The 11,302-nt window shown below is 75.1% G+C and carries 8 protein-coding genes; 4 read left to right on the top strand and 4 right to left on the bottom strand.

Features of this window, described 5'->3' with window-relative positions:
* Both ICW40_RS15625 and ICW40_RS15620 read left to right on the top strand, forming a co-directional pair.
* Positions 1-566, top strand: a 566-nt coding sequence (locus ICW40_RS15625; RefSeq protein WP_221654939.1) for a M15 family metallopeptidase, incomplete at its 5' end; no start/stop codon positions are given.
* A gap of 176 nt (positions 567-742) precedes the next feature.
* On the top strand, positions 743-2,104 hold the full coding sequence (locus tag ICW40_RS15620; protein WP_221654938.1) for a Glu/Leu/Phe/Val family dehydrogenase: 1,362 nt from the start codon (positions 743-745) through the stop codon (positions 2,102-2,104).
* A 204-nt stretch (positions 2,105-2,308) separates the two neighbouring features.
* Here the strand turns inward: ICW40_RS15620 and ICW40_RS15615 are convergent, their stop codons facing one another.
* The gene (locus ICW40_RS15615) at positions 2,309-3,877 is read right to left on the bottom strand and encodes a glycoside hydrolase family 6 protein (protein WP_221654937.1); all 1,569 of its coding nucleotides are present in this window, start codon (positions 3,875-3,877) and stop codon (positions 2,309-2,311) included.
* A 398-nt stretch (positions 3,878-4,275) separates the two neighbouring features.
* On the opposite strand from ICW40_RS15615, the gene ICW40_RS15610 reads away from it, so the two are divergent.
* Both ICW40_RS15610 and ICW40_RS15605 read left to right on the top strand, forming a co-directional pair.
* Positions 4,276-4,884 (top strand): NYN domain-containing protein, encoded by a 609-nt coding sequence (locus tag ICW40_RS15610; protein ID WP_308121851.1) that lies wholly within the window; start codon positions 4,276-4,278, stop codon positions 4,882-4,884.
* 448 nt (positions 4,885-5,332) lie between these two features.
* A complete protein-coding gene (locus tag ICW40_RS15605) occupies positions 5,333-5,905 on the top strand; it encodes a DUF6328 family protein (protein ID WP_221654936.1) in 573 nt (190 codons plus the stop codon).
* Here ICW40_RS15605 and ICW40_RS15600 read toward each other — a convergent pair whose 3' ends face one another.
* The 3 genes from ICW40_RS15600 to ICW40_RS15590 all read right to left on the bottom strand — a co-directional run.
* On the bottom strand, positions 5,906-8,296 hold the full coding sequence (locus ICW40_RS15600; RefSeq protein ID WP_221654935.1) for an EAL domain-containing protein: 2,391 nt from the start codon (positions 8,294-8,296) through the stop codon (positions 5,906-5,908).
* Positions 8,297-8,490: 194 nt separating this feature from the next.
* The gene (locus ICW40_RS15595; RefSeq protein WP_260459300.1) at positions 8,491-9,387 is read right to left on the bottom strand and encodes a VOC family protein; all 897 of its coding nucleotides are present in this window, start codon (positions 9,385-9,387) and stop codon (positions 8,491-8,493) included.
* 96 nt (positions 9,388-9,483) lie between these two features.
* Positions 9,484-11,302 (bottom strand): putative bifunctional diguanylate cyclase/phosphodiesterase (locus ICW40_RS15590; protein ID WP_221654934.1); only part of this gene is annotated, 1,819 nt, incomplete at its 5' end.

The raw sequence follows: 11,302 nt of genomic DNA, 5'->3' as shown, positions 1-11,302 counted from the left end.
CCCGCGAGGCGCCGCGCGCCACGGCGCCGCCCCGGACGCTCGGCGGCCCGCCGAGCACGGGGGCGGGGCCGGACTGCGGCAGCCCGGCGTCGTACGAGCCGCCGAAGAACGACGGCCCCACGTTCTACACGTCGACGCCCAGCGCCTCGGGCGACGGGACGAACGGCCGGATCCCGGCCTCGCAGCTGTCCCCGCTCGGCTGGTGCCAGGACTCGCAGGGCAACCGGCAGTGGCTGCGCCACGACGCCGCCGCCGCGCTGACCGCGCTCAACGAGGCCTTCCGGGCCCAGTTCGGCGAGAACATCGCGGTCGACATGAGCTACCGCTCCTACGAGGACCAGGTGGAGATGCGCGAGGCCTACGGCTCGGTCGCCGCGCGCCCGGGCACGTCAAACCACGGCACCGGCCGCGCGATCGACACGTGGGAGTGGCAGGCGTACGCGTTCGGGTCGCCGCGCTACGAGTGGCTCGTCGCGAACGGTCCGGCCTACGGCTGGGTCGCACCGGACTGGGCGCGGCAGCACGGGTCCAACCCCGAGTACTGGCACTTCGAGTACGTCGGCTGACCCTGCGGCGACCAGCCCGGCGACCCGACCGACGACCGCCCCGGCGACCCGCCGAGGCACGCCCGGGACGACGGCGCCGCGACGTCGGTGGAAGAGTGGACCCCGGTCCCCCGCGAACCGGCGGGTGGCCGACGCGGCGACGAGGCCGCACCCCGCACCGCTGGAGGCTGACACCCATGGCCGACACCGCCGTCGACCCCACCACCGCAGCAGGCCGCGAGCCGCGCGAGCACAGCCAGGACCCACCGCTCGCCGACGTCGTGCCGGACGTCGCCCCCGACTCCGCCAGGCCCACGCACGCGGGTCCGCTCGCGACCGCGCAGACGCAGCTGGCCGGTGCCATCCGCCGGCTCGGGTTCGACGAGGGGATGCACGCGATGCTCGCGACCCCGCGTCGGGAAATCAACGTCGCGATCCCGCTGCGACGCGACGACGGCACGACGGAGCTCTTCCACGGCTTCCGCGTCCAGCACAACGTCTCGCGCGGACCCGGCAAGGGCGGGCTGCGCTACCACCCGAGCGTCGACGTCGACGAGGTCCGCGCGCTCGCCATGTGGATGACGTGGAAGTGCGCCGTCGTCGAGCTGCCCTACGGCGGCGCCAAGGGCGGCGTCGCGATCGACCCGCGCAACTACTCGACGGCCGAGCTCGAGCGCGTCACGCGCCGCTACACGAGCGAGATCATGCCGATGATCGGGCCGGAGCGGGACATCATGGCGCCCGACATCGGGACCGACGCCCAGACCATGGCGTGGGTGATGGACACCTACTCGGTGAACCGGGGCTACACCATCCCCGGCGTCGTGACCGGCAAGCCGCTCGAGGTCGGCGGCTCGCTGGGCCGCGCGACCGCCACGTCGCAGGGCGTCGTCCACGCGGCGTCCGCCGCGATCCGCGAGCAGGGCCTCGAGCTCAGCGACGTCCGCGTCGCCGTGCAGGGGTTCGGCAAGGTCGGCTCGCACGCGGCCGCGATCTTCGGTCAGAGCGGCGCGCGGGTCGAGGCGGTCTCCGACCAGTACGGCGGCGTGCACCGCAGCGGCGGCATCGACGTGCCGCGCCTGCTCGACCACGTGCGCGAGACGGGCTCCGTCGTCGGCTTCGCCGAGGCCGACCCGCTCGGCAACGCGGACCTCCTCACGCTCGACGTCGACGTGCTCGTCCCGGCCGCCGTCGAGGGCGTGCTCACGCACGAGAACGCCGACCAGGTGAAGGCGCGCTGGGTGGTCGAGGGCGCGAACGGGCCGACGACGGCACGGGCCGACGAGATCCTCGCCGACCGCGGCGTCGTCGTCGTGCCGGACATCCTGGCGAACGCCGGGGGCGTCGTCGTCTCCTACTTCGAGTGGGTGCAGGCGCAGCAGGCGTACTGGTGGACCGAGACCGAGATCGAGCAGCGCCTCGCGGAGCGCATGCTCCACGCGTACGACGCCGTCGCCGAGGTCGCGCGCCGCGAGCAGGTTCCGCTGCGCGACGCCGCCCTGCTCATCGGGGTCCAGCGCGTCGCCCAGGCCCACCGCACCCGCGGCCTCTACCCCTGACCCACACCCCGCACCCCACCGGGCCACCCGCACCGGGCCCACCCCGCACCCCACCCGCCCCGATCCCGCCCCGCCTCCCGCCCTCGCCGAGGNNCCGAGGTCGACGTCCGCGGACGTCGACCTCGGCACCGGATGTCGACCTCGGCCGAGGCCGGCGGGTGGGCGGGCGGGTGGAGCGGGGTGGGGTGGGTGGTGGCCGGACCGCTAGGCCAGGGTGCAGGGGGCGCCGTTCAGCAGGACGAGGAGCGGGGCGGGGCCGTCGGCCGGGCTGCCCCGGCCGATGAAGCCGAACGTCGTGCTCCGGCCCGGCTTGATGACCGCGTTCCACCGCTCGGCCGTCGCCGTGACGCGCTGGCCGACCTGCTGGTCGTCTGCGCCCCACATGTCGCGGATCGTCTGGCTGCCGCCGAACGCCCACTCGAGGTCCCAGCCCTGGATCTTCGTCGTGCCGGTGTTCGTCACCCACACCTGGGCGATGAAGCCGCCGGGCCACGAGCCGTGGACCGTGTACCCGAGCTCGCACGTCGGCGCCGCGACCGGCGGGACGGCGAGCTCGATGAGCTCGCGCGCCTGCTCGGGGAACCAGCCGCCCGCGGGCGGGTCGACCATGCCGCGGACCGGGTCCTCCGGGCCACCGAGGCCGCGGAAGCACTGGCCGTCCGACTCGCCCGGCACCTTGATCCAGAGAAACGCGTCGACGTACGGGTCACCCGTGTCCGTGGTCGGGCGCAGGCCGAGCCCGCGGTCCGGCGGGTTGCACCAGTCCTCGGGGTCCGGGTAGACCCCGGCGGGCGGCGTCCACGGGCCCTGGCCGTTGCGGCTCGTGTCGATGACCGCGTGCTTCATCGTCGCCGGGTCGGGCGTGCGGCCGGTGTCGGCGTACGCCTGGGCGTAGGCGTCGTCCGTCAGCCCCCACGTGGAGAAGTCGGTCGGCGTGGCAGGGTAGTACTGGCTCGCGCACCACGCGGGCTCCCACCACGTGCTCACCGACAGGTCGATGCACTGGGAGATCCAGGCACCGTACTTCTGCAGCTTCGGCGTCTCCTGGTAGTTCGACGCGTTGAGGAAGAAGCCGTCCGCCCGCTCGACGCCGGCCTTGAGGAGGCGGTCGGTGACGTCGCCGACGCCGAGCCAGCCCGTGTGCGTGCCGTCGAGGTAGACGGCGGTGCTGGGCAGCGCGGTGAGCACGTCGACCGCGTGGTTGAGCATCGTGAACCGCTCGGCGGCGGCCGTCGCGGGGTCCGCCTCGGCCGGCTGGCACCACTCGAGCTCGCCGTTGACCGTCGTGTAGTGCGGGATGATCCCGAGCCCGTCCGGCTCGAGGATGACGATCGCCGCCCGGTCGCCGATGCCCGCGGCGAACGCGTCCACCCAGGCGGTGTACTCGGCGACGCTCGTCGCCCCGCCCGCCGAGTACTGGGCGCAGTCGCGGAACGGCAGGTTGTACGCGACGAGGGTCGGCACCTCGTCCTCGGCGTCGGCGGCCGCGACGAGGTGGCCGACCTCGGCCTGGACCTCGGCGGGCGTGCCGGCGGTGAACCAGGTCGCGCTCGGGAACCCGGCGAGCAGCAGCGCGTCGTCGCGCGCCTGCCCGTCGAGGCCCGCCGCGGCCTCGACCGTCGAGCTGTGGAGGTCGACGTACAGGTCCGTCCCCGGACCGACGACGTCGTTCGCGGCCGAGGCCGCAGGTGCGGCCCCGACGGCGAGGGCGCTCGCGGCGAGGGCGGCGAGTGCCGTCCTGCCGCGGAGCCGGCGGTGGTGTGGTGCAGTCATCGTTGACTCCTTGGTGCCCCGTGCGGGGCGTCGAACCGCTCCGGCCGGCCCGCGTCGTCGCGGGCGCGAGGGACGTCGTCGTCCGTGGGAGCGCTCCGACAAGCGGGTCGACGTCCACTCTGTCCCGATTCCGGTTGACCGGTCAAGAGACCACCGCCGACACGCGGCTCCCGACCCGCATGTGAACGCGCACACCCGCACCCCACCCGCCGAGTTCGACATCCGGGCGCGAGGTCGACATCCGCGGCCATCGACCTCGGCCACCGATGTCGACCTCGGCGGGCCCGGGCAGCGGTGCCGCGGGGCGGCGGGGCCGACCCGGGCAGCGGTGCCGCGGGGCGCGGGGTGGGTGTGGAGGGAAGGTGTGTGGGGAGGGGGTGCGGCCCTAGGCTCGGGGCGTGAGCGACGCAGCGTCCGGGGCGACGACGGGATCCGAAGGCGTGACGACCCGCACCACCACCTACCTGCTCGTCGACGGCGAGAACATCGACGCGACCCTCGGCGGCTCGATCCTCGGGGCGCGCCCATCGCCTGAGGAGCGGCCGCGCTGGGAGCGCGTGCTCGAGTTCGCGCGGACCATCTGGGGCGGCGACGAGGTCAAGGGCCTGTTCTTCCTCAACGCGTCCAACGGCACGATGCCGATGTCCTTCGTGCAGGCCCTGGTCGCGATCGGGTTCCAGCCGATCCCCCTCGCTGGCGAGTCGTACGAGAAGGTCGTCGACATCGGCATCCAGCGCACCCTCGACGCGCTCGCCGACCGGGGCGGCGACGTGCTCCTGGCCAGCCACGACGGCGACTTCGCGCCGCAGCTCGCCGCGCTGCTCGGCCCGGGCCGCAACGTCGGCATGCTCGCCTTCAAGGAGTTCACCAGCTCGGCGCTGCAGCAGCTGACCGAGGGCGGGCTCGAGGTGTTCGACCTCGAGTCGGACGTCAGGGCGTTCAACGTGCGCCTGCCGCGCCTGCGGATCATCCCGCTCGCCGAGTTCGACCCGACGCGCTACCTCTGACGGCGGGGCGCCGGCGCACCTCCTGCGCCGACGTCCGGCGGCGTCCGCTCGCGCGTCGCGCCGGTGCGAGTCTCGCTCCCGCGCGCTGTCGAGGGTCATCATGCGGTCCCCGGCACGCCACCCAGCGGGACGAACCGTTGCGACCCCGTGGGCTGCGGCTGACCCCCGGGGCGCCCGACGACGGATTTCGTCGTTCGGGGTGCGCCCAGGTCATGTCCCGGTTACGGTCTTCTCAAGCCTCCTGGTCACCGCGAGAGCGGCGACCCGGCTCCCTGCCCGGGGGCCGTTGATGGGCGCCACACCTTGTGCGGGTGAGACGCCGTCGCTCCGCCCCCGCTCGCCACGTGCGAGCGGGGGCGCACGTCGTCCGGGGCCGGTTCGCCCGAGGCGCGCACGGCCCGGCGCGCCTCGCCGGGCGCCGGGGCGCGCGTTCCACCACGATGTGCGCATGGCCTCCCCCGCCCACGCCGACGACGCGGTCAGCGCCTCCGCCGTGCCCCCGGGCGACGACGGCCGGCGCGAGACGCCGACCGAGAAGCTCGACCGGAACTGGAACGAGATCCTCCAGGAGCTCCGCGTCACCCAGACCGGCGTCCAGATCCTCACCGGCTTCCTGCTGACCGTGCCCTTCCAGCAGCGGTTCACCGACCTCACGACGACGCAGCGGTGGTTCTACCTCGCGCTCGTGGTCCTCGCGACGGTGACGACCGGGATCATGGTCGCGCCCGTGAGCCTGCACCGGTGGCTCTTCCGCCGCCGCGCCAAGGCCGCGCTCGTCCGCACCGCGGACCTCTTCATGCGCGTGGGGCTCGTGACGCTCTCGCTCGTGGTCGCCGGCGTCGTCCTGCTCGTGTTCGACGTCGTCACGACGCGCACCATGGCCCTCGCCGTGGCCGGCTGCCTGCTCGTCTTCCTCGCGCTCGTGTGGTTCGTGCTGCCCGTGGTGCTGGGCCGGCGACGCGCGCGGGGCGGTGAGCTCGAGGGTCAGGGCGCCGAGCCGGGCGCCTCCCCCGCGTCCTGATCAGCCGGCGTGACGCCCCGAGCGCTGCCGGGGCACCACCGGGAAGTGGTCGTCCAGCTCGGCCCGGATGGCCGGCGCCGGTCGCCCGAGCAGGTAGCCCTGGACCATGCCGCACCCGGCGTCGCGGAGCGCGGAGAGCTGCGCCTCCTCCTCGACCCCCTCGGCCACGACCTCGAGCCCGAGCTCGTGCGCGAGGGCGAGCACCGCCCGCACGACGGCGAGCGAGGCCGGGTCGGTGTGCAGTCGCGCGACGAAGCTGCGGTCGATCTTGATCTGGTCGACGGGCAGCGAGTGCAGCCACGCGAGGGTCGAGTAGCCGGTGCCGAAGTCGTCCAGGGCCATCCGCACGCCCAGCTCCCGCAGCCGGCTCATCGCGTCCAGCACGCCGGGCAGGTCCCGCAGCGCGCTGCTCTCGACGATCTCGAGGTTGAGCCGTGACGCGTCGATGCCATGCCGGGCCAGGGCGCCGCTGACCGCGGGCACGAGCCGCGGGTCGATGAGCGTCGTGCACGAGAGGTTGACGGCCACCCGCAGCGCCCCCGCGGCCGGGCCGGACTGGTCCGCGAGCGCGGCGCACGCGGCGTCGATCGCCCACAGGTCGAGCTCCGAGATCAGCCCCGTCTCCTCCGCGAGCGGCAGGAACGACGCGGGCGCGAGCAGGCCGAGCCGCGGGTGCGCCCAGCGGATCAGCGCCTCGGCACCGCGCACGGCGCACCCCGTCGTCTCGACGCCCACGAGCGGCTGGAAGAACAGCCGCAGCTGCCCGGTCGCGACCGCCTCGGCGAGCTCGGCCTCGAGCGACGGCACGACGGAGTCCCGCTCGACGTCGTCCGCGACGACGACCTGGTTGCGGCCGCGCTGCTTCGCGCCGTACATCGCCTGGTCGGCGGCTGCGAGCATGCGGTCCCCGCGGCCGTCCGGGCCCACGTGCGCGCACACGCCCACGCTGGTCGTCACGCGGACGTCGCGACCCTCGAGCCGGAACGGCTGCTCGAGCGCCGAGACGATGCGGCTCGCGACGATGAGCGCCTCGTCCTGCGTGCCGACGAGCGCGACGGCGAACTCGTCGCCGCTCAGCCGGGCGACGACGTCGCCGCCGCGCACCTGCGTGCGGATGCGCTGCGCCACCTGGCGCAGCAGCTCGTCGCCCGCGGCGTGCCCCAGCTCGTCGTTGACGCGCTTGAAGCTGTCGAGGTCGCAGAACAGGACGCACGTGCCCACGCCGGTGCCGGCCTGGCGCAGCGTCGCCTCGAGCGACCGCGCGAACAGCACGCGGTTCGGCAGCCCGGTGAGCGCGTCGTGCAGCGACTGGTGCCGGACGGTCGCGAGCAGCCGGGTGTTCTGCAGCGCGGTCGCGGCCTGGTCCGTCGCGCCGAGCACGCGCACCTTCGCCTCGTCGAGGTCCATGGCGCGTGCGTCGCCGTCCCACCCCACGAGCACGATCCCCATGAGGGCGTCACCCGCGAGCAGGGGCGCCGCAAGCATGCCGGTCAGGCCCATCCTGGTCATGAGGTCCGCGAGCACGGGGCTCGCCGCGCCGGATGTCAGCACGACCGGCTCGCGCTTCTGGGCGAGCGGGGCGAGCTCGGGCAGCGCGGCGAAGCGCAGCCGCACGCCCGTGAGCCAGCCGCGGCGGTCCTCGCCGAGGCCGCTCGTCGCGACGGGCACGAGCGCCTCGGCGCCCGGCTCGGGCAGGAGCACGGCGGCGGTGCGGCTGCCGACGATCCGCGGCAGCGCGTCCGCGGTGACCTGGGCCACGGCCGTCGCGTCGGCCGCGAGCGCGAGGTCGTGCGCGAGACGCAGCAGGGCGGTCGCACGGATGGCCTCGGTGCGGTTCTCGTCGACCGCGGTCAGGAGGTCGAGCGCCGCGGCCGCGTGCTGGGCGCAGGCCTCGAGCAGGAACCGGCCGTGCGCCGCGTCCTCGGCCGTCGGGTAGAGCGCCGCGAGCCGGCCGTGCCGACGGCGCGCCGAGACGACGTCGACCACGACCGCGCCGGGGCCCAGGTGCTCGCCACGCCGCAGGCGTGCGGCGAGCTGCGCCGCCTCGGGCCGTCCGAGCCCGTGCGCACGCCAGGCCGTGCCGCCGTCGGGCGCGTCGACGACGAGGAGCGTCGCGGAGGTCAGGCCGGCCGCGGAGGCGCGGTCGACGACGCGCTGGAGGACGGTCTCGACGTCGTCGCTGCCGACGAGGTCGGACGCGGCCTGGCGGAGCTCCTCGAGCTGCGCGCGCAGGGCGGCGTTCTCGGCCTCGAGCTCGCGCTCCCGGCGCCCGCGCGGCAGGAGCGACCGCCGCCCGGCGTCGGGGGCGTCGACGGTCTCGGCGGCGCCCCCGCGCGGCAGCGCGGCGACGCCGTTCGTGGTGCCCGTGTCCCGGGTCTGAGCAGGTCCCATGTCGTCCGGCTCATCGGCCGCGGGGCCCGTCGATCAAGCCAACGACGGCGTCCGACCTCACCCGCTGGGCCGGACGGGGTAACGCCGAGGTCGACCTCCCGCCGCGAGGCGGCACCTGCGCGCGGTCGACGTCGGTGCGGGAGGTCGGCCTCGGCGCACGTGGTCGGGCCGGGTCGTCGTCAGGCCGGGCGTCGTCAGGCCGGTGCGCCCGCGGGGGCGCCGACGCGGACGCGGACGAGGTTGGCCCACGGGTCCTCGAACGTGACCGACGCACCGTCGTCGCGCACCGCGACGCCGTGCCGGCGCAGACGCTCGCCCAGCCGCCCGACGTCGTCCGCGGCCGGGAGGTCGAGCGTGACCTCGCCGAGGCCGAGCGTCACCGGCCGCCGCGCCGCACCGGCGCTGCGCCACGTGTTCATGGCCATGTGGTGGTGGTAGCCGCCCACGGACACGAACAGCGCCGTGCCCATCTCGAAGGTCGGCTCGAAGCCGAGCGCGTCGACGTAGAAGGCGCGCGCGGTCGGGATGTCGCCGACCTGGAGGTGGACGTGGCCGACGACGGCGCCCGACGCCGCCGGGTCCGCCTCGGCCTCGGGGGTGAGGTGGCGCCGGATGAAGCCCGTCGGGTCGAGCGGGAGGCTGTCCATCTGCACCTGGCCGCCGTGCCAGGTCCACGTCTCGCGCGGCCGGTCGACGTACAGCTCGACGCCGTTGCCCTCGGGGTCTGTGAGGTAGAACGCCTGGCTCACCAGGTGGTCGGCGCTTCCGGTGTAGGTGCCCGCGCCGTGGCGCGCGACCGAGGCCAGGGCGCCCGCGAGCGCCGTCGGGCTCTCGAAGAGCAGCGCGGTGTGGAAGAGGCCTGCGTGGCCCGGCGCCGCGGCCGCGAGCTCGGGGCCGTGGCGCAGGACGACGAGCGGCGTGCCCGCGCGGCCGAGCGTGACGGTCGCGCCCTCGGCCGCCAGGACCCGGAGGGTGAGCACGTCCCGGTAGTAGGCGGTCATCGCGTCGAGGTCGCCGACGTGCAGCACCACGGGTCCCATCGCGGCGTCGGCCGCGAGGAGCTCCTCGGCGGTGCGGGTGGGGGCGGTCATGTCGGCTCCGTGGGGTCGCGTTCCGTAACAGTTGTTGGTTCAACTATAACGCACCCTCGGATCTTCCCCCGCCCCCGCGACGGGTCGACGTCGGGGCTACCCCGCCGGACGCAGCGCGGCGTCGACCATCCGCAGCTCGAGCGCGGGCTTGGGCCGGCCGAGCAGGTAGCCCTGCGCCATCGGCACGCCGAGCTCCTGGAGCAGCGCGAGCTGCTCGGCCTCCTCGACGCCCTCCGCGATCACCTCGATCTTGAGCTCGTGCGCGAGCGCCATGACGCCACGCACGACGGCGACCGACGCGACGTCCGTCGCGAGCCGCTTGATGAAGCTGCGGTCGATCTTGATCTGGTCGATCGGCAGGGACTGGAGCCACGTGAGCGTCGAGTAGCCGGTGCCGAAGTCGTCGAGCGAGATGCGCACCCCGATCCGGCGCAGCTCGACGAGCCGCTCGACGACCCCGGGCAGGTCGGCCAGCGCGCGGCTCTCCACGAGCTCGAGGTGCAGCTGGTCGGCCGTCACGCCCGTGGCGGTGAGCGCGGTCCGCACGGTCGTCACGAGCTCGGGGGCGAGCAGCGTGCGGCTCGCGAGGTTGACCGCGACCCGCAGCGGCTCGTCGCCCGCCGCGCGCGGCCACCCGGCGAGCGCCTCGCACGCCGCGCGGACCGCCCAGAGGTCGAGCTGCGTGACGAGCCCCGACTCCTCCGCGAGCGGCAGGAAGGCCGCCGGCCCGAGCAGGCCGAGGCGGGGGTGCGCCCAGCGGAGCAGGGCCTCGGCGCCGACGACGCCCGGTGCACCGTCACCGCAGCCGACGTCGAGCACGGGCTGGAAGTAGAGGCGCAGCTGGCCGGTCTCGACGGCGCGTGCGAGCTCACCCTCGAGCGACGGCACGACCCGGCCGGGGTCGACCTTCCCCGCGACGGCGACCTGGTTGCGACCCCGCTCCTTGGCCTCGTACATCGCGGCGTCGGCCGCCGCGAGGAGCCGCTCGCCACGGCCGTCGGACCCCTCGTGCACGGCCACGCCGATGCTCACGGTGATCCGCACCTCGGTGCCGTCGATGCGGAAGGGCTGGTCGAGCGCGTCGACGATCCGGCGCGCGACGGCCACCGCGGCCTGCTCGTCGGCGTCGACGACGCGCACGGCGAACTCGTCGCCGCTCAGCCGGCCCACCGTGTCGGCGGGACGCACCTCGCCGCGCATCCGCGCCGCCACCTGCCGCAGCAGCTCGTCGCCGGCGGCGTGCCCGAGCTGGTCGTTGACGGTCTTGAAGCGGTCGACGTCGCACAGCAGGACGGCGCTCGAGCGAGCCTGGCCGACGTCGCGCAGGGCGTCGTCGAGCCCGCGAGTGAAGAGCACCCGGTTGGGCAGCCCCGTGAGCGCGTCGTGCAGCGACTGGTGCCGCACCGTGGCGAGCAGGTGCGCGTTCTGGACGGCCGTGGCCGCCTGCGCGGCGATGCCGGCCATCCGCTCGAGCCCCACGAGCTGCGTCTCGCGGCTCACGGGAGTGGTCCAGCTCGACGTGACGATGCCCAGCAGCGAGTCGTGGGCGATGAGGGGTGCGACGAGGAGCGTCCGTGCGCCGACCCTGGTCAGCAGCGTGCCGAGCGGTTCGCTCGCCGTCGTCGACTCGAGCACCATGCACTCGCGACGCGTGAGCAGCCGCACGACCTCGGGCATCTGCGCGGCGTCGATCTCGGCGGACTGCAGCGCCTCCGTGTGCTCGTCCGAGTGGCCGCCCGTCGCAAGCACCCGCAGCGCGCCCCGGTCGGGCTCCCAGAGCATGACCGACGACGCGCGCGTGCCGACGACCGGCGGGACCGCCGCGGCGACCGCAGCGGCGACGGCGTCGACGTCGCGTGCGCTCGCGAGCGCACGGGCCAGGGCGAGCAGGGCGTCGGCGTCCGCACCCGGTACG

It is taken from the genome of Actinotalea ferrariae (assembly GCF_019733465.1).
Lineage (GTDB): Bacteria > Actinomycetota > Actinomycetes > Actinomycetales > Cellulomonadaceae > Actinotalea > Actinotalea ferrariae_A.
Note: the sequence above shows the minus strand (reverse complement) of the source record. Positions and strands in the feature narration are given on the sequence as shown.

Excerpts from the sequence above, each read along its gene's own strand:
- ICW40_RS15620 (WP_221654938.1), top strand. The coding sequence starts at position 743 with ATGGCCGACACCGCCGTCGACCCCACCACCGCAGCAGGCCGCGAGCCG.
- ICW40_RS15615 (WP_221654937.1), bottom strand. The coding sequence starts at position 3,877 with ATGACTGCACCACACCACCGCCGGCTCCGCGGCAGGACGGCACTCGCC.
- ICW40_RS15605 (WP_221654936.1), top strand. The coding sequence starts at position 5,333 with ATGGCCTCCCCCGCCCACGCCGACGACGCGGTCAGCGCCTCCGCCGTG.
- ICW40_RS15600 (WP_221654935.1), bottom strand. The coding sequence starts at position 8,296 with ATGGGACCTGCTCAGACCCGGGACACGGGCACCACGAACGGCGTCGCC.
- ICW40_RS15595 (WP_260459300.1), bottom strand. The coding sequence starts at position 9,387 with ATGACCGCCCCCACCCGCACCGCCGAGGAGCTCCTCGCGGCCGACGCC.